General features: G+C 70.0%; 19 protein-coding genes. 12 read left to right on the top strand and 7 right to left on the bottom strand.

The window, feature by feature from the left end:
- Positions 1-39: 39 nt before the first annotated feature.
- The 3 genes from hpnI to FV242_RS12780 form a co-directional block, all read right to left on the bottom strand.
- Positions 40-1,248, bottom strand: coding sequence for a bacteriohopanetetrol glucosamine biosynthesis glycosyltransferase HpnI (gene hpnI / locus FV242_RS12790; RefSeq protein ID WP_147907982.1), 1,209 nt, complete (start codon positions 1,246-1,248; stop codon positions 40-42).
- Positions 1,249-1,350: 102 nt separating this feature from the next.
- Entirely contained in the window at positions 1,351-1,965 is a 615-nt protein-coding gene (locus tag FV242_RS12785; protein WP_147907981.1) for a phospholipid-binding protein MlaC, read from the bottom strand.
- Positions 1,956-3,092 carry a flippase-like domain-containing protein gene (locus tag FV242_RS12780; protein ID WP_147907980.1) on the bottom strand — a complete coding sequence of 379 codons (1,137 nt, stop codon included), beginning with the start codon at positions 3,090-3,092 and terminating at the stop codon, positions 1,956-1,958. Before FV242_RS12780 ends, FV242_RS12785 begins: the two co-directional genes overlap by 10 nt.
- A 210-nt stretch (positions 3,093-3,302) precedes the next feature.
- On the opposite strand from FV242_RS12780, the gene FV242_RS12775 reads away from it, so the two are divergent.
- Positions 3,303-4,478, top strand: coding sequence for an amidinotransferase (locus tag FV242_RS12775; RefSeq protein ID WP_147939194.1), 1,176 nt, complete (start codon positions 3,303-3,305; stop codon positions 4,476-4,478).
- A gap of 168 nt (positions 4,479-4,646) precedes the next feature.
- On the opposite strand, the gene FV242_RS12770 is transcribed toward FV242_RS12775, so the two are convergent.
- On the bottom strand, positions 4,647-5,660 hold the full coding sequence (locus FV242_RS12770) for an alpha/beta fold hydrolase (RefSeq protein ID WP_147907979.1): 1,014 nt from the start codon (positions 5,658-5,660) through the stop codon (positions 4,647-4,649).
- Positions 5,661-5,850: 190 nt separating this feature from the next.
- Between FV242_RS12770 and FV242_RS12765 the strand changes: the two genes are divergently transcribed.
- Positions 5,851-6,336, top strand: a complete 486-nt coding sequence (locus FV242_RS12765; RefSeq protein WP_147907978.1) for a hypothetical protein — start codon at positions 5,851-5,853, stop codon at positions 6,334-6,336.
- A gap of 10 nt (positions 6,337-6,346) precedes the next feature.
- Positions 6,347-7,255, top strand: coding sequence for a 3-deoxy-8-phosphooctulonate synthase (gene kdsA, locus FV242_RS12760; RefSeq protein WP_147939193.1), 909 nt, complete (start codon positions 6,347-6,349; stop codon positions 7,253-7,255).
- A gap of 6 nt (positions 7,256-7,261) precedes the next feature.
- Here kdsA and FV242_RS12755 read toward each other — a convergent pair whose 3' ends face one another.
- Positions 7,262-7,930 carry a class I SAM-dependent methyltransferase gene (locus FV242_RS12755; RefSeq protein ID WP_147939192.1) on the bottom strand — a complete coding sequence of 223 codons (669 nt, stop codon included), beginning with the start codon at positions 7,928-7,930 and terminating at the stop codon, positions 7,262-7,264.
- Between the two features lie 539 nt (positions 7,931-8,469).
- On the opposite strand from FV242_RS12755, the gene FV242_RS12750 reads away from it, so the two are divergent.
- Complete coding sequence (locus tag FV242_RS12750; RefSeq protein WP_147939191.1) at positions 8,470-8,775, top strand: hypothetical protein; 306 nt, start codon at positions 8,470-8,472, stop codon at positions 8,773-8,775.
- Between the two features lie 64 nt (positions 8,776-8,839).
- Here FV242_RS12750 and queF read toward each other — a convergent pair whose 3' ends face one another.
- On the bottom strand, positions 8,840-9,292 hold the full coding sequence (queF, locus tag FV242_RS12745) for a preQ(1) synthase (RefSeq protein ID WP_147907974.1): 453 nt from the start codon (positions 9,290-9,292) through the stop codon (positions 8,840-8,842).
- Between the two features lie 125 nt (positions 9,293-9,417).
- Here queF and FV242_RS12740 point away from each other — a divergent pair, with 125 nt between their 5' ends.
- Entirely contained in the window at positions 9,418-9,624 is a 207-nt protein-coding gene (locus FV242_RS12740; RefSeq protein ID WP_147939190.1) for a hypothetical protein, read from the top strand.
- A 166-nt stretch (positions 9,625-9,790) separates the two neighbouring features.
- Complete coding sequence (eno, locus tag FV242_RS12735) at positions 9,791-11,080, top strand: phosphopyruvate hydratase (RefSeq protein WP_147939189.1); 1,290 nt, start codon at positions 9,791-9,793, stop codon at positions 11,078-11,080.
- 171 nt (positions 11,081-11,251) lie between these two features.
- Here eno and FV242_RS12730 read toward each other — a convergent pair whose 3' ends face one another.
- A complete protein-coding gene (locus FV242_RS12730; protein WP_246692690.1) occupies positions 11,252-12,427 on the bottom strand; it encodes an adenylate/guanylate cyclase domain-containing protein in 1,176 nt (391 codons plus the stop codon).
- A 108-nt stretch (positions 12,428-12,535) separates the two neighbouring features.
- Between FV242_RS12730 and FV242_RS12725 the strand changes: the two genes are divergently transcribed.
- The 6 genes from FV242_RS12725 to FV242_RS12700 all read left to right on the top strand — a co-directional run bounded on the left by FV242_RS12725 (position 12,536) and on the right by FV242_RS12700 (position 18,032).
- Positions 12,536-12,847 (top strand): septum formation initiator family protein, encoded by a 312-nt coding sequence (locus tag FV242_RS12725; RefSeq protein WP_147907970.1) that lies wholly within the window; start codon positions 12,536-12,538, stop codon positions 12,845-12,847.
- A 194-nt stretch (positions 12,848-13,041) separates the two neighbouring features.
- On the top strand, positions 13,042-14,130 hold the full coding sequence (gene pdhA, locus FV242_RS12720) for a pyruvate dehydrogenase (acetyl-transferring) E1 component subunit alpha (RefSeq protein ID WP_147907969.1): 1,089 nt from the start codon (positions 13,042-13,044) through the stop codon (positions 14,128-14,130).
- Between the two features lie 54 nt (positions 14,131-14,184).
- Entirely contained in the window at positions 14,185-15,630 is a 1,446-nt protein-coding gene (locus FV242_RS12715) for a pyruvate dehydrogenase complex E1 component subunit beta (RefSeq protein ID WP_147907968.1), read from the top strand.
- Positions 15,631-15,700: 70 nt separating this feature from the next.
- The gene (locus FV242_RS12710) at positions 15,701-15,988 is read left to right on the top strand and encodes a DUF5076 domain-containing protein (RefSeq protein ID WP_147939187.1); all 288 of its coding nucleotides are present in this window, start codon (positions 15,701-15,703) and stop codon (positions 15,986-15,988) included.
- A gap of 18 nt (positions 15,989-16,006) precedes the next feature.
- On the top strand, positions 16,007-16,600 hold the full coding sequence (locus FV242_RS12705; RefSeq protein ID WP_147939186.1) for a Uma2 family endonuclease: 594 nt from the start codon (positions 16,007-16,009) through the stop codon (positions 16,598-16,600).
- 4 nt (positions 16,601-16,604) lie between these two features.
- The gene (locus FV242_RS12700; RefSeq protein WP_147939185.1) at positions 16,605-18,032 is read left to right on the top strand and encodes a pyruvate dehydrogenase complex dihydrolipoamide acetyltransferase; all 1,428 of its coding nucleotides are present in this window, start codon (positions 16,605-16,607) and stop codon (positions 18,030-18,032) included.
- The last annotated feature ends 4 nt before the right edge of the window (positions 18,033-18,036 follow it).

Genomic DNA, 18,036 nt, shown 5'->3' with positions numbered 1-18,036 from the left:
GGCGTTGCCGGGGGAGGGGTGAGGAAGCGAGAGCCGGGTTCAACGTGTGGGTGCGCCGGCGTCACGGCCGAGGTCGGCGTCCGGGATCAGGGTACCGTCCGCAACCACGTGATAATCATGACCTTTCCATGTCACCGCCCCCGACATGAAGGCCCAGGAGAAGTTCAGGAACGAGAGGATGTCGCGGATCGGCAACAGTCCGTAGGGGTGCGGGGCGAGGCCGAAGGCCCGCTCAAGCTGCCGGCACAGGACGATCCGGCCGGCGAGCGCCAGGCCCGCCACCACCAGCGCGCCGGTGCCGGCGCCGGGCAGGAGCGCGCCCACCAGGGCCAGCGGGAAGGCGTGGGTGACGATCGAGCCGGCATACCCGGCCGGGTCGACGTTGCGGATGGTGCGGTTCCAGCGCAGCTCGTGCCGCCACAGGCCGGAGAGGTCGGTGTCGACGCTGGTATGGCCGATGGTGAAGCTCGGGATCACCACCCGGCCGCCGAGGCCGCGCAGGGCCGCACCGATGGCGTAGTCGTCGGCCAGGTCGTTGCGGAAGCGGCGGAAGCCGCCGACCGCGTCGAGGTTCGTCCGGGTGAACGCGATGGTGGAGCCGAAGCACGGCTTGGCGAGCCCGAGGCTCAGGCCCATCACCACGTTGGGCAGGAACTGTACATCGATCGCCAGCGCCGAGAGCTGGTCGTAAAGGCCCCGGAAGGCCGGGACGCCGTGGTACAGGCAGGTGACGCCCGAGACGCCGTCCTGCGACAGCTCGGCGACGAGCCGCTCCAGGTAATCCGGCCGGACCACCATGTCGCTGTCGGCCAGCACGATCACGTCGTGGGCGATCCGCTCGGCCATGTTGATCAGGTTCGAGACCTTGCGGTTCGAGCCGTGCTGGCGGCCGTCGATCACCAGGTCGATGCGGGCGGCCGGGTAGGCCTGCTTCAGCCGCTCGACCACGCCGATGGCCGGGTCGGCGGCCTTCTGCACCCCGAACACCACCTGGACCGGGCCGGCGTAATCCTGGCGCAGCACGGTCTCGAGATTCTCGTACAGGTTGGGCTCGAGGCCGCAGAGCGGCTTCAGCACCGTGACGGACGGGCGGGGCGCGCCCGGCTCCAGCGCAGGCACGGGACGCGCGGCGAACCGGCCGGCGCAGTAGGCGGCCGCCAGCGCGTAGAGGCAGCCCGCCGCCGCCAGGAGCAGGCAGAACAGCGAGAGCCACGACAATGCGTTGAGCGCCAGCGAGGTGAGATCCATCCGGTCGGGTCCGTGCGGTCGTCCGGCCGCCTCAGGCGGCGTTCGCCGCGTGCGACCCGATCGGGACGGCACGCATAGCGGCTGTGAGTACGACGTCGGCAGTCACGGTGTCGGTTTTGCGGCGAGCATGCCGTCGGCGCGCTGCCGGAGGAACTTCACCGCCCCGTCGGCACCGCCGGACTTCAGCGGGGCGGACAGCGCGTTGCGCTGGGCGGCGATCTCGCTGACGTCGCCGTTGAGCAGCACGTCCTGGATCCGGTTGTCGGCATTGACCACGAAGTCGACCGCGGAATCGTCGCCGTCGGCCGCGGTGACCCGGGTGGGCACCACGCGCTGGCTGCCGCGCTCCTCGACCTTCGGGGTCACGTCGAACTTGCCGCCGGCCGCCCGGGCCAAGCGGTTGGCGTAGGTCACGGTCAGGCTGCGCTTGAACGCGTCGGTGACCGCCGCCTGCTGCTCCGGGGTGAAGCCCGACCATTTCGAGCCGACCGCGATCCGGGTCATGGCCGGGAAATCGAACGCCTTCTCCAAGGCCGGCCCCACGGCCGCGACCCGGTCGGGCAGTGGGCTCGGGCCGCCCTTCAGGGCGTCGGTGAACGCGGCGTAGAGGTCGCGCACGGTCTGAACCGCGGGATCGTCCGCGGCCCAGGCCGAGACCGGGGCGAAGAGGGGGGCGGCCAGGAGGACAGCGGCCGCGAGCCGACGGGTCAGGCGCACTTCTTCAACTCCTCGCCGTCGCCGATCCGCGAACCCATGCGGGGCGGGGCGTAGCTGTAGAACGGGCCGAGCGTGGCCGGTTGCGGCACCAGCTTGGCGGTGCGGCCGATGCCGGCGCCCGGCTCGGCGGCGGACTCGGCGGCGGATTCGGCAGCGACCTCGGCGGCGGTCTCGGCCGCGAGCTTGGCCTCGATCCGGTGCCAGAGCAGCAGGCCCGGCACGCCGACGCCGAGATCGGCGAAGCGCTTGACCAGCGACAGGGCCAGCGCCGCCTCGGCCGGAATGTTGAACAGGCCGCAGAGCGCGATCAGGCCGCCCTCCTGGGCGCCGAGCGCGCCCGGCACCGCGAAGGCCGCGCCGCGGACCGCCTGGGCCAGGCTCTCGATCACCAGCGCCTGAGCAAAGTCGACCGGGTAACCCATGAAATGCAGGCAGATGTAGACTTCGAGGGTCCCAATGACCCAGCCGACGAGGTGGATCGCCAGCGCCGCGACGAAGCGGCCATGGTTGCCGTACATCCGGCGCAGGCTGTCGTAGAGCTGGTCGATGGCACCGAACGCGCGCCATTCACGGCCGGAGGCGAAGCGGGTCATCAGGCCCTGGATGATCCGGTGCCCGGCACGCCGCTGGATGAGGTAGAAGGCGCCCAGCGCCGGCACAGCGACGGCCAGGCCACCCGCCACCGTCCGGGCGATCGGCCCGTCGCCCGCGATCAGGACCAGCAGGCCGAGGCCGATCACCGTGAACAGGAGCTGGGTCAGCGCCTGCGTCATCAGGTCCACGAACATGCTGGCGCCGGCCATGGCACCGGGGACGCCGCGCTTGGACATCAGCCGTGCGCCGACGAAATCGCCGCCCACGGTCGCCACCGGCAGCAGCGTGTTGATCCCCTCGCGCACGAACCGCAGCGACACGCAGTCGCCGAGCCGGGCCATGCCCGCGGGGAACACGATGTGCCAGCCGAGCCCCGCCCAGGCGACGGCGGCCAGGCGGGCCACCACCACCAGGGCGGCACCCCAGCCGGCGCTCATGACGGCGGCCGACACGTCCTCCAAGCCGGAGGACATGAACAGGCCGACGACCGTGCAGAGACCGGCGATCGAGGCCAAGGTCGTCAGGCGCTTCATAATGGTCTTTCAAGCTCGCAAGTGGCTTGATGCGGGAAATCGGTCACGGTCGCGGCAGAAATAGGTCCGGGCGGCCAAGAACGTTTCTGCCACGTTGCAGCACGGATTACCGGTGTCTATCACCCGTTTGACACACCGGGGGCCAAAGCGGTGGCCGGGCCGAGGAGCCCGCGCAGAAGACCGCGGCACGTCGCAGAAGGGGCACACGTCATGGAGCGCGAATCACCGATCACGGCCATTGAGGCCGTGAGCGACGACACGCATGCCGGCGGCCTCCGGGGCGGAATGGAGCCCGGCGTCCCGGCGCCTCACTCCCCGGTCATGGCCTGGAACGAGTGGGACCCGCTGGAGGAGGTGATCGTCGGATCCCTCGACGGCGCCACCATCCCGACCCATCACCTCACGGTGATCTTCAACCTGCCGCGGGCGGCCCAGCCGTTCTACCGCTTCGCCAGCGGCTGGAAATACCCGAAGTTCATGAAGAAGCTGGCGCAGCAGGAGCTCGACAACTTCATCAAGATCCTCGCCGGCGAGGGCGTCAAGATCCGCCGCCCGGACGCGGTGGACTTCTCCCGCAAATTCAAGGCGCCGCGCTGGACCTCCCGGGGCTTCTGCGTCGCCTGCCCGCGCGACCCGTACCTGGTCATCGGCGACGAGATCATCGAGAGCCCGATGTGCTGGCGCTCGCGCTACTTCGAGGGCGACGCCTACCGGTCGCTGTTCAAGGAGTATTTCCGCGCTGGCGCCCGCTGGACCTCGGCCCCGCGCCCGCAGCTCACCGACGACCTCTACAACTACGATTACCGGGTGCCGAACCTGAAGGCCGGCGAGCCCATGCAGTTCACGGTCAACGAGTTCGAGCCGGTCTTCGACGCCGCCGACTTCGTCCGCTGCGGCCGTGACCTGTTCGTGACCCGCTCGAACGTCACCAACCTCATGGGCATCGAGTGGCTGCGCCGCCACCTCGGCCCGGGCTTCCGCATCCACGAGATCGAGAGCCGCTGCCCGCAGCCGATGCACATCGACTCGTCGTTCATGCCGCTCGCCCCCGGCAAGGTACTGGTGAACCCGGACTACATCGACGTCGAGAAGCTGCCCGCCGTGCTCAAGAAGTGGGACGTGCTGATCGCCCCGCGCCCCGACCCGGTCGAGGGCTTCATGAGCAAGATCTCGATGTGCTCGCCCTGGACCTCGATCAACGTCCTGGCGATCACCGAGAAGAAGATCGTCGTGGACCAGAGCCAGCCGACCCTGATCAAGGCGCTCAAGGACTGGGGCTTCGACCCGATCCCGGCGCCGTTCCTCAGCTACGGTCCGTTCGGCGGCTCGTTCCACTGCGCCACCCTCGACGTCCGCCGCCGCGGTGTGCTGAAGTCGTATTTCTAGGGTTTCGGAGCTGCGTGACGGCGTCCAACGCCGTCCGCAGGACAAAGCACCGCGTCATCCCGGGGCGCTGCAGGCGGCCTCGGGATGACGAGGCGGGTGTTCAAGCGCCCGTGCAACGCTGGCACCCCCGCGAGAACGCGCGCGGCTTCACGGTGTGGCGCCCGCCGGTCACGGCGCGGAAATCCCCGCGATCAGCGCCGTGTTGAACCCCTCGGGATCGGACATCTGCGGCGCGTGGCCGAGCGCCGGGAACTCCACGAGCCTGGCCCCCGGGATCGCCTTGGCCGCCGCCTTGCCCAGCTCCGGATAGTTCCCGAGCTTGCTGCGCATGTCCGGCGGGGCGAGGTCCTTGCCGATCGCCGTGTTGTCCTTCTGGCCGATCATCAGCAGGGTCGGCACCGCGATCTGCGGCAGGCGGTAGACCACCGGCTGGGTCAGGATCATGTCGTAGAGGAGCGCCGAGTCCCAGGCGACCGCCTCCTTGCCCGGGCCGGCGTTGAGCCCGGCCAGCATCGTCACCCAGGGCTCATAGCGGGGCTCCCACTGGCCGGCGTAGTAGGTGGCGGTCTCGTAGGCGCGGATCGAAGCCGCCGAGACCTTGAGCTCGCGCTGGTACCATTGCTCCACCGAGACCGGGGGGACGCCCTTGGCGCTCCAATCCTCCAGGCCGATCGGGTTGACCAGCACCAGCTGCGCGACGTCCTTCGGGTAGAGCAGGGCGTAATGCGCGGCCATCATGCCGCCGGTGGAATGCCCCACCAGGATCGGCCGCGCGACCCCGAGCTTGTCGAGCAGGGCGTGGGTGTTCTCGGCGAGCTGCCGGAAGGTGAACTGATAGGCGGCCGGCTTGCTCGACTTGCAGAACCCGATCTGGTCCGGGGCGATCACCCGGTAGCCGGCCCCGGTCAGCGCCCGGATCTGGCTCTCCCAGGTCGCCGCGCAGAAGTTCTTGCCGTGGAGCAGCACCGCGGTGCGCCCGTTCGGCGTCGCGGGCCGCACGTCGAGATAGGCCATCTGCACGTCCTGGCGCTGCGACGTGAGGGTGAAGCGCTCGACCGGGAAGGGGTACTCGAACCCTTCGAGTTCGGGCCCGTAGGCCGGCTCGGCCGCAGCAGCGCTCGGAAGCGGGAGGGCCGGGATAGCCACGGCCAGGAGGGTGAGGGCGAGGACGGATCTGAGCATGGGCTGCCGGAAGCTTGAGCGGCGAGGGGCGTTGCGCCGTCCGCTCAGATCGGGCGGGCAGGACGCCCTGTCTACAGGATACCCTGTCCGAGTGGCGGCGACGCGCATCTTCGCGGCCGCGCCGGCCCGCGCTATCTGTCTCGCGTCCCGCCGGTCCGTGGCCCGGAGCCCCCGCAAGGAATTTCCGACGATGCGCTTCCCCGCCGTGGCCGTCCTCACCGGCGCCCTGGTCCTCGCCGCGGTACCGGCCCGGGCCGCGGATGCCTGCGACGCGCTTGCCGCCAAGGTGATCCGGATCACGGGCGCCTCGCTCGCGGGCCGGGAGGGGCCCTACGCGGTGTTCCGGGCCCAGGATGCCGAGCGGATGAGCCTCGATTGCCGGGCACCGGCCCGGATCACCATCGCCTCCCGCGACCGGGAGCCCGGAATCGCCTTCTTCGTCCTGGTCGGGCTGGCTGCCCGGGCGCTCACCGGCGCGGAGCCGCAAGCGGCCGAGGTGCTGGCGCTCAACCTTCACCAGGACAGCCTGCTGGCCGACGCGCCGCGGCGGGGCGGCACCAGCCGGGCGCTGATGCTGTGCGAGACCGGACCCCGGACGGATGGGCTCCGGGACGACCTGACGGTCTGCCGGGTCGCACCCCGGGCCGGGGTTTCGCGAATTCGCCGCGCGGGGTAGAGCGCTGCCCATGTCGACAAACGCAACACCCGGTCCCGTCGTCCAGGTCGGTCCCGTCGTCCAGGTCGGTCCCGTCGTCCAGGTCGGTCCCGTCGTCCAGGTCGGCGCGGCGCGCTTCGGAAATCACCTGCCGCTGACGCTGATCGCCGGCCCCTGCCAGCTCGAGGGGCGCAGCCACGCCCTGGAGATCGCCGCAGCGCTCAAGGAGATGGCTGCGGGTCTCGGCATCGGCCTCGTGTTCAAGACCTCGTTCGACAAGGCCAACCGGACGTCTGGGAGCGCCGCGCGGGGCATCGGCCTCGAAGGCGCCTTGCCGGTCTTCGCCGAGATCCGCGAATCCCTCGGCCTGCCGGTGCTCACCGACGTGCACGCCGCCGAGCATTGCGCGCCGACCGCCGAGGCCGTGGACGTGCTGCAGATCCCGGCCTTCCTGTGCCGCCAGACCGACCTCCTCCTGGCGGCCGCCGCCACGGGCCGGGCGGTCAACATCAAGAAGGGGCAGTTCCTGGCCCCCTGGGACATGAAGCACGTCGCCGCCAAGGTGACGGAGGCCGGCAACCCCAACGTCATCGTCACCGAGCGCGGTGCCTCGTTCGGCTACAACACCCTCGTCTCGGACATGCGCAGCCTGCCGATCATGGCGCAGGTGACCCACGGCGCGCCGGTGGTGTTCGACGCCACCCATTCGGTGCAGCAGCCGGGCGGGCAGGGCGCCAGCTCCGGCGGCCAGCGCGAATTCGTCGCCGTCCTGGCCCGGGCCGCCGTAGCGGTCGGCGTGGCGGGGGTGTTCATCGAGACCCACCCGGATCCGGACCGGGCCCCGTCGGACGGCCCCAACATGGTCGCCCTGCGCGACCTGCCGGCTTTGCTCGAGGACCTGATCGCCTTCGATCGGCTGGCCAAGCGCCGCTACGCCTGAGCCCGATCAAGCCGGCCGGAGCACGTGGATCCGCAGGGGCTGGACCAGGGCGTAGCGCCCGTCTGCCTCGCACTCGGCCGCGCCCAGGAAGGCCGCCTCGACGATCGGCCGCCGGTCCCGGATCGTCGCCGTGCGGGCGGGATCGACCGCGCTGACCCGTGCCAGGAAACCGTCCAGGTCGGCGAAGCTCTCGCGCCGGGCGAGGGTCACGTCCTGGCGGCACAGGAAGGTCCCGGCCGCCAGGGCCGACGCGATGGCGTCCTGCGCTGCGGCCCGGACCGCCGTCTCGTCCTCGATCGGTCGCAGGGCGTCGAAGAAGCTGCCCTCGGCCAGGGGCTCCACCACCACCAGGGTCCCACCCGGCACCAGGATCCGGGCCGCCTCGCCGAGGGCGGCGGTGGGGTTGGGCACGTGATGCAGGGCATTGACCATCACGGCGGCATCGAAATGCGCGTCGGGAAACGGCAGGGCCTCGGCCGAGGCGGCTTCGAATCGCGCGGCCGGCACGGCGTCGCGGGCCTTGCCCAGGGCCGTCTCGCCCGGATCGACGCCCGTGACCAACGCGCCGTCCTCGGCGAGCCGTTTCGCCAGGGTCCCGGGTCCGCATCCGATGTCGAGGATGCGCTTGCCGGCGAGCGGCGCGAAGGTGTCGCGGATCAGCGTGAGGGCATCCATGGCGTTGGCTTTCCGGAACCGCGCCGTTCGCGGCGCCAGCGTAGGTAAGCAGTTTCCGCTTGGAACGGGATGCGCGAGCCGGCGTCATACCGGCTGAGATTGCGTCGGACGTCTCTCCGGTCGCGCCCGCATCCTGAGCTTGGAAGACCTCGAAGGCGCCCTCCAGCCAGCCGCGCGACCTCTGGAGGGCTAGCCCCGTCACACCTCAGGACGGGGGTGAGATCGGGACCTTCGTCCCTCGAAACGGGCGTGAGATAGGAACCGGGCGGTCGGACGGTCGCGGCACCAACGCCCCGCCCTCAACCCTCGACGCGACACCCGCCCGGTGCAGGCCCACTATGAGGCGGAAAGTATTCACAAGATCAACGGCTGGCACTTGCGAGTGCCCAGGCCACCGGCGGTGATTCCGGCCTACGGTGCGGAGATGAACCGTCGTTCAGGCCGTCATGGTTATCAAAATCCGCATGCGAAAACTCGGAACCGTTCGTCGGGCAGCCACGTTGGTGGGCATGTTCGATCGAGGATCGAGAAGGAACGTCATGCGCAAGATCGGTATCATTGCCACCGCCGCCGCCCTGGCCCTCGGCAGCGTCGCCGCCACGACCGGCGCCGAGGCCCGTCCGTACGGCTTCCATGGCGGATACGGCCACGGCTATGGTCACGGCTACGGCTACCGGGGCGGACGTCGCGGCATCGGAACCGGCGCGGCCATCGGCCTCGGGATTGCCGGCCTGGCGGCCGGCGCGGTCGCTGCCGGCGCGGCCAACAACTACTACAACCGTGGCGGCTACGGCCCGACCTACGGCGCTCCGGCTTACGGCGGCTATTACGGCGCCCCCTATTAAGGGCGACGATCCCAACGGATCTGAAAGGCGACCGGCGCGAGCCGGTCGCCTTTTTCATGTCCGGTCAGCGACCGCGATAGGGGGCGACCCCGGTGTCAGGCAGCCAGATCGTCTTCGGCGGCTCGCCGGTCTGCCAGAACACGTCGATCGGAATGCCGCCGCGGGGGTACCAGTATCCGCCAATCCGCAGGTAGCGCGGCTCCAGCAGGTCGCGCAGGCGCTTGCCGATCGCCACGGTGCAATCCTCGTGGAACGCCCCATGATTGCGGAACGCGCCGAGATAAAGCTTGAGCGACTTCGATTCCACGAGCCAGTCGCCCGGCACGTAGTCGATCACCAGGATGGCGAAATCCGGCTGGCCGGTGACCGGGCAGATCGAGGTGAACTCGGGCGCGGTGAACCGCGCCACGTAATCGGTATCGGCATGCGGGTTCGGCACCCGGTCGAGGCGGGCATCCGCGGGGGAGGACGGCAGCGGGGTGGGCTGGCCGAGCTGCAGGGTCTCAGGCGTGGTCATGGCGTCTTTATAAGCCTGCGTGCGGTCCGACGCACCCATGCGCGCCGCGACCAATTCTTTACCGGTTTCCGTCACGATCCGCGCAGCGGGTGGCCGTCGACGCTGTCCGAAGCCGGTACGATACGATGCGCCTCGTTGCCTTCGGGTTGATTGCGATGGTCGCGGCTGCAGCCGCTCCCGCCCGCGCTCGGGAAGACGACGCGGTCCAGCGCATGCTCGATGCCATGACCAGCCACGACCTCTGTGCCCGCAACGACGTCCAGCTGCGCCGGCTGAACCGATCCCTGGCCGCGACGCCGGTCCGGCACCCGGCCCCGCTGCGCGTGCGGTAGGCCCGCACGTCAGCGTTGCGCTTCATCGCTGTCACGACACGTGCACAGGCGCCGCCTAACCGGATGCTTGCCGCCGGACGCGGCTTGACGGATAAGCCGCCGCGATGCGCCGCACCCCGGATCGGGGCCGCCGCTGCCGACAAGCGGCCCCGCGAGAGGACCTGTAATGACCGCGATCACCAATATCAGCGCCCGCGAGATCCTCGATAGCCGCGGCAACCCCACGGTCGAGGTCGATGTCCTGCTGGAGGACGGCTCGTTCGGCCGCGCCGCCGTCCCGTCGGGGGCGTCCACGGGCGCCCACGAGGCGGTCGAGCTGCGCGACGGCGACCAGAGCCGCTTCATGGGCAAGGGCGTGCTGAAGGCGGTCGAGGCCGCACAGACCGAGATCCTCGACGCGATCGGCGGCATGGAGGCCGAGGATCAGGTCGCGGTTGACGAAGCGATGATCGAGCTCGACGGCACCCCCAACAAGGCGCGCCTCGGGGCGAACGCGATCCTCGGTGTCTCGCTCGCGGTCGCCAAGGCGGCGGCCGAGGCCTCGGGCCTGCCACTCTACCGCTACGTCGGCGGTGTGCAGGGCCGGGTCCTGCCGGTGCCGATGATGAACATCATCAACGGCGGGGCGCACGCCGACAACCCGATCGACTTCCAGGAATTCATGATCATGCCGGTGGGCGCGGAGTCGCTCGCCGACGCCGTGCGCATGGGCTCCGAGGTGTTCCACACCCTCAAGGGCAAGCTGAAGAAGGCCGGCCACAACACCAATGTCGGCGACGAGGGCGGCTTCGCCCCGAACCTGCCGTCGGCCGAGGCCGCCCTCGACTTCGTGATGGACGCGATCAGCGCCGCGGGCTTCAAGCCGGGCACCGACATCGCGCTGGCGCTCGACTGCGCCGCCACCGAATTCTTCAAGGGCGGCGCCTACGCGTACGAGGGCGAGGGCACGACCCGGTCCATCGAGGCCCAGGTCGATTACCTGGCCCAGCTGGTCGCCAACTACCCGATCCTGTCGATCGAGGACGGCATGTCCGAGGACGATTGGGCCGGCTGGAAGCTCTTGACCGACAAGATCGGCGCGCGCTGCCAGCTCGTGGGCGACGACCTGTTCGTCACCAACGTCGAGCGCCTCTCCCGGGGCATCGCGGAGCAGACCGCCAACTCGATCCTGATCAAGGTCAACCAGATCGGCTCGCTCACCGAGACCCTGGCGGCCGTCGATATGGCCCAGCGCGCCGGCTACACCGCGGTGATGTCCCACCGCTCCGGCGAGACGGAGGATTCGACCATCGCGGATCTCGCGGTCGCCACGAATTGCGGGCAGATCAAGACCGGCTCGCTGGCCCGCTCCGACAGACTGGCGAAGTACAACCAGCTGATCCGCATCGAGGAGGGCCTCGGTCCGCAGGCGCTCTACGCCGGACCCGCGGCGATCAAGCACCTGACGCGCGGCTGATCTGTCAACGGCCGTATAAACCACCTTGTCATTCCGGGGCCGCGAGGCGGTACCCGGAAACCAGAAACTCCGTCGCGTCAGCACCGTGCACCGTGGGCCGCCCTGGAGTCCGGGGCTCGCCTGCGGGGCCCCGGAATGACGGGGTTGGTATCCGAGTGCGCCTGCGCCGGTTCACGCCGCCGGCAGCGTCCAAACCTTCTGCGGCCGCGCCAGCCCCCGCAGCTCGATGATCCCCACCGGCTCCAGCGGCCGGGCGCACCGCTCCGCGAAGGAATCCGAGACCAGCAGCGTGTGGCCGAGCGCCTCGCACTGGCTCTCGATCCGGCTTGCCTCGTTCACCGCCCGCCCGATCACCGTGAAGTCGAGGCGGCGCTCGGTGCCGACATTGCCGTAGACCACCGTCCCGAAATGCACGACGCAGTCGGCCGTCAGTTCCGGTAGCCCCGCGGCCCGGCGGCGATCGTTGAGTGCGGCGTTGGCCGCCAGCCCGTCCGCGGCGGCGTCGAGGGCGCTGTTGCAGACGGGGCAGGGCAGGATGCCGGCGTCGGCCACCGGGAAGATCGCCAGGAAGCCGTCGCCGAGGAATTTCAGGATCTCGCCGCCGTGCCGGGCCACGGGATCGCCCAGCGCGTCGAAATGCTCGTTGAGCCAGGCGACCATGTCGTAGGGGTCGGCCCGGTCGGACAGGGCCGTGAAGCCGCGCAGGTCCGTGAGCAGGATCGCGGCCGGGACGGCTCGGCCCTGGCCGCGCTGGATCTGCCCGTCGAGGACCCGCTCCGCGGTGGAGCGCCCGAGATAGGTCGCCGTGACCTCGCGCAGGGTATGCCCGAGGCCGAGCTTGGCCACCGCCAGCGCGAAGGTCGGCATGACCGCCGCGACCGCCGCGAGGTCGGCCTGCGAGAAGCCCGCGCGGGCCTGGGTGCAGAACGAGATCGCGATGCCGCGCAACGCCGTGCCGGGTGCGAAGCCGACGATCTGGACCGCGTACTCGGTGCCGCCCTCGGCGCGCAGGGCGTGCAGGATCGGGTAATCCGTTTCCGGACCGGGGCTGTCGAGGCGCCAGCGTCCGAAGGTCTGGCCCCGCTCCAGCATCGCGAAGATCGGGCTGCGGAGCCAGTCGGCCTCCTGCTCGGCGCCGTGCGGGTTCGGCACGAAGGTCAGACCCTGGTCGAGGAGCCAGTTCAGGCTGACGCCCCGCACCGTCGGGTCGATGGCCGGCGACATGACGCTGACCCGCCAGAGCGGGACGCCGGCCGCGCACAGGGCCTCGCAGACCCGGGCCAGCATCGTGTCGTGGTCGTCGGTCGCGGTCGCGTGCTCCGCGATCCAGCGCGTCAGCTCCGTCATGTCCATCGGTGCGCCGGAGTTCCCTTCCCTGGGTCCGGATCATACCCGATGGGCGCGAACCGGCAGCACCGAAAAACTCCGTTAACCTTTCCGCGCGAGGCTGGCGCCATGGTCGTCCGTCGCCGCGTCAGAATGGTCGTTTTGCCCCTGGGTCTCTGGACCCTGTCGGCGCTCGTGGTCGGCTTCTTCGTGTGGCAGGCCGAGAGCGGCAACCGCGGCCTCGAAGCCAAGAAGGTGCTGAAGATCCGCGCCTACGGCCTCACCCGGGAACTCGCCGCCGTTCGGGCGGAGCGGGCGACCTGGGAGCACCGGGTCACCCTGCTCAAGAGCGACCAGATCGACCGCGACCTCCTCGAGGAGCGCGCCCGGATCGTGCTGGGCCGCGTCCACGCCAACGACGTGGTCATCATCACACCCTGAGATCACGCCCTGCCGTCGCGCTGCGACCTGAGGTCAGCCCTGTCGCGCCCTGAAAGCCGGTAGTTCCCGGTCGGGGCGATGCCGTCGTTTCGCTCTGACAAGAGGGGCGACCTGTCAGAGCGTCCACCCTCGCTTTCCAAACGGTGCTGTCCTACACCCCGTTCCAGTCGCGTGGAATCACGGGGAGAGCGCCGATGGACGCTGCCAAGGAGCCTGCGAAGGACGATTCGTCCTCGCAACCGCAGATCGGAAGCTCGGAGGCTGGAAGCGCTCAGGTTATCGACGCGCACAAGCCGGCGCCCAACATGCCGCAATTCAACCGCGAAGAAGATCTCCACGCCTATCACGAGATGCTGCTGATCCGGCGTTTCGAGGAGAAGGCCGGCCAGCTCTACGGCATGGGCCTGATCGGCGGGTTCTGCCACCTCTATATCGGCCAGGAAGCCGTGGTGATCGGCATGCAGATGGCCTCGGTCGACGGCGACCAGGTCATCACCGGCTACCGCGACCACGGCCACATGCTGGCCTGCGGCATGGACCCCAAGGGCGTCATGGCCGAGCTGACCGGGCGCCGGGGCGGCTACAGCCGTGGCAAGGGCGGCTCCATGCACATGTTCAGCCGGGAGAAGCAGTTCTTCGGCGGCCACGGCATCGTCGGCGCCCAGGTCTCGCTCGGCACCGGCCTCGCCTTCGCGGACCGTTACCGGGAGAACGGCAAGGTCAGCCTCACCTACATGGGCGACGGCGCGGCCAACCAGGGCCAGGTCTACGAGAGCTTCAACATGGCGGCGTTGTGGAAGCTGCCCGTGGTCTACGTGATCGAGAACAACCGCTACGCCATGGGCACCTCGGTGGCCCGGGCCTCGGCGCAGACCGACTTCTCCAAGCGCGGCCTCTCCTTCGGCATCCCGGGCGAGCAGGTCGACGGCATGGACGTGCGCACGGTGCGCGAGGCGGCGGCGCGGGCGGTCGAGCACGCCCGCTCGGGCAAGGGCCCCTACATCCTGGAGATGCAGACCTACCGCTACCGCGGCCATTCCATGTCCGATCCGGCCAAGTACCGGACCAAGGACGAGGTCTCGAAGATGCGCGACGAGCACGACCCGATCGAGATGGTGCGCAAGCGCCTGCTCGAGCTGCACGGGGTGCCGGAGGCGGAGATCAAGGCGACCGACGCCAAGGTCCGCGAGACCGTGAACGCGGCGGCCGAGTTCGCCACCAACGATCCCGAGCCGGATCCCGCCGAGCTCTGGACCGACATCCTGCTGGATGCGCACGCCTAGCGCGTCCGCGAAACCCTGGCCGCCCCGACCGAAAAGACGACCGCAGAGCTGAGCATGGCGACCGACATCCTGATGCCCGCCCTCTCCCCCACCATGGAGGAGGGCAAGCTCGCCAAGTGGCTGAAGAAAGAGGGTGACCCGGTCAAATCCGGCGACGTGCTGGCCGAGATCGAGACCGACAAGGCGACCATGGAGGTCGAGGCGATCGACGAGGGCGTGCTCGCCAAGATCCTGATCGCGGAGGGCACCGAGGGCGTCGCGGTCAACACGCCGATCGCCATCATCGCGGGTGAGGGCGAGGATGTGGCCGAGGCGGCCGCCGGCGGCGGCAAGGCCAAGCCCAACGGCGCGGGCGGCCACCCGGCCCCGACGCCGGACATGCAGGCCGAGGGGATGGCCGAGAAGCCCGCCCCGGCGGCCAAGACCGGGTCCGACGCCCCGAACGCGCCGGCGGCGCCGGCCATCATCACCAACAAGGCCGACGAGCCGGTGATGGAGGAGTTCCCGGCCAACACCCCGATGGTCACCACCACGGTCCGCGAGGCCCTGCGCGACGCCATGGCGGAGGAGATGCGCCGCGACGGCGACGTCTTCGTCATGGGTGAGGAGGTCGCCGAGTATCAGGGCGCCTACAAGATCACGCAGGGGCTGCTGCAGGAATTCGGCGCCCGGCGGGTGGTCGACACCCCGATCACCGAGCACGGCTTCGCCGGCATCGGCGTCGGCGCGGCGTTGTCCGGCCTGAAGCCGATCGTCGAGTTCATGACCTTCAACTTCGCCATGCAGGCGATCGACCACATCATCAACTCGGCGGCCAAGACCCTGTACATGTCCGGCGGCCAGCTCGGCTGCCCGATCGTGTTCCGCGGCCCCAACGGCGCGGCCGCCCGGGTCGGCGCCCAGCACAGCCACGATTATTCCGCGTGGTACTCCAACGTGCCGGGCCTGAAGGTGATCGCCCCCTACACGGCCTCGGACGCCAAGGGTCTGCTCAAGGCCGCGATCCGCGACCCGAACCCGATCATCTTCCTGGAGAACGAGATCCTCTACGGCCAGTCCTTCCCGGTGCCACAGCTCGATGACTTCGTCCTGCCGATCGGCAAAGCGCGGGTCCACCGCACCGGCAAGGACGTGACCATCGTGTCGTTCGCGATCGGCATGACCTACGCGCTCAAGGCCGCCCAGGCGCTCGCCGAGGAAGGCATCGAGGCCGAGGTGATCGACCTGCGCACGATCCGCCCGATGGATTCCGAGACGGTGGTGCGCTCGGTGAAGAAGACCGGCCGCTGCATCACCGTGGAGGAGGGCTTCCCGCAATCCGGCATCGGCGCCGAGATCGTGGCCCGCCTGATGGTCGACGCCTTCGACTACCTCGACGCCCCGGTCCTGCGCATCACCGGCAAGGACGTGCCGATGCCCTACGCGGCGAACCTGGAAAAGCTCGCCCTGCCGACGGTGGCCGAGGTCGTCGAGGCGGCCAAGAGCGTCTGCTACAAGTGACGGGACTCGCGGGCGGCGCCGCAGCCCCGTCCGTCTGCCTCGAACGGGTTCGGAAACCAGCCGGCGCGCCATGAGCCAGGATCCCACACAGGACTTCGTCGAGCTGGTCGTCCCGCCGGACGCCCGCGCGCAGGGCGGCATTGAGGTGCTGCGCGCGGCCGTGGTTGACGGCGCCGTGAGCGTGGCGCTGCGTCGGTCGTTCGACGATCCCGCGACCTGGGGACGGCTGCTGCTCGACCTCGGCCGGCAGGCGGCCCGCGCCTACGCGCTGGAGACCGACATGTCGGAAGAGGAGGCGTTCGAGCGCATCCGCGCCGGCTGGGAGGCCGAGGGGCTCGACCCCGGCGGCTTCAACTAGCGATGGCGGCATCCGACCATGGCTGAGGCAGCGATCCGACTGGCAACCTACGCCGATCTCGTGGCCGTGCCGGAGCATCTCGTCGCCGAGATCATCGATGGCACCCTGGAGACACACCCGCGTCCGCGGCCTGGGCACGCCATCGCGGCAGTACGGCTCTCCAGCGAGCTCGATTTTACCTTCAGCCGTGGGCGTGGGGGTCCCGGGGGTTGGATCTTCATGATCGAGCCGGAGCTTCATCTCGACCCTCACGTGGTCGTGCCCGATCTCGCTGGCTGGCGCCGCGAGCGGATGCCGACCGAACCCGAGGATGCCTTCATCGGAACGGCGCCCGACTGGGTCTGCGAGATCCTCTCGCCGTCCACCATGCGCCTCGACCGCGGTCCCAAGCGCCGCATCTACGCGGAGGCGGGGATCGGCCACCTCTGGCTGCTCGATCCGGCCGCGGGCGTGCTGGAAGGGTTTGCCCTGATGGACGGGCGCTGGCTGCTGCTGGCCACGATCCAGCGCGGCGAGACCGTGGCCCTGCCGCCCTTCGACGCCGTCCCGTTCCCCCTGGACGACCTGTTTCCTTTCGACGATCCGGCCGCCCCGGCCTTGCCCGAGACCTGATGCCATGCCGATCAACGTGCTCATGCCCGCCCTCTCGCCGACCATGGAGAAGGGCAACCTGGCCAAGTGGCTGAAGAAGGAGGGCGACGCCGTGAAATCCGGCGACATCCTCGCCGAGATCGAGACCGACAAGGCGACCATGGAGGTCGAGGCGATCGACGAGGGCGTGCTCGCCAAGATCGTCGTGCCCGAGGGCACCGCCGACGTGCCGGTCAACGACCTGATCGCGGTGATCGCCGTCGAAGGCGAGGACCCGTCGAGCGTGCAGGCCACGGGCGGCGGCAAGGCCGAGCCGGAGGTCAAGGCCCAGCCAAAATCCGGGCCGACATCGGCCGAGCCGGCGCCGGCCGACCAGAACACCACGCCCGGCGGCGGCCACATGTCCTACGAGCGGGTGAACGCGGCGCCGGAGGGCGCCCAGCCGGGCGGGACCGCGCCGCAGCAGCAGGGCGGTTCGGGCGGCCGGGTCTTCGCCTCGCCGCTCGCGCGCCGGATCGCCAAGCAGGAGGGCGTCGAGCTCGCCGCCGTGGAGGGCACCGGCCCGCACGGGCGTATCATCGCTCGCGACGTCCAGGCCGCCAAGGCCACCGGGACCACCAAGGCGCCGGCCGCCCAGAAGCCCGCCGCCGAGGCGCCCAAGGCGGCAGCGCCCGCTCCGAAGGCGGCGCCCGTGGGCGGGGCGCCGGCCGGCCTCACCCTCGATCAGGTCCGGGGCTTCTACGCCAAGGGCTCCTACGAGGAGGTGCCGCTCGACGGCATGCGCAAGACCATCGCCAAGCGCCTCACCGAGGCGATGCAGGTGGCCCCGCACTTCTACCTCACGGTGGATTGCGAGCTCGACGCGCTGATGGCGCTGCGCGAGACGCTCAACGCCTCCGCGGGCAAGGACAAGGACGGCAAGCCGGCCTTCAAGCTGTCGGTCAACGACTTCGTCATCAAGGCGATGGGCCTGGCGCTCACCCGCGTGCCCGCCGCCAATGCGGTCTGGGCCGAGGACCGTGTGCTGCGCTTCAAGCAGGCCGAGGTCGGCGTCGCGGTGGCGATCGACGGCGGGTTGTTCACTCCGGTGATCCGCCGGGCCGACGAGAAGACCCTGTCCACCATCTCGAAGGAGATGAAGGATTTCGCTGCCCGGGCGCGTGCGAAGAAGCTCAAGCCGGAGGAGTACCAGGGCGGCGTCACCTCGGTGTCGAACCTCGGCATGTTCGGGATCAAGCACTTCACCGCGGTGATCAACCCGCCGCAATCGAGCATCCTGGCGGTGGGGGCCGGCGAGAAGCGCGTCGTCGTCAAGGACGGCGCCCCGGCGGTGGTCCAGGTGATGACCGCCACCCTGTCCTGCGACCACCGCGTCCTCGACGGTGCGCTGGGCGCGGAGCTGGTTGCGGCCTTCAAGGGGCTGATCGAGAACCCGATGGGCATGTTGGTCTGAGCCG

The organism is Methylobacterium sp. WL64 (assembly GCF_008039945.1).
GTDB lineage: Bacteria > Pseudomonadota > Alphaproteobacteria > Rhizobiales > Beijerinckiaceae > Methylobacterium.
This window is presented reverse-complemented; position numbering and strand designations above follow the sequence as displayed.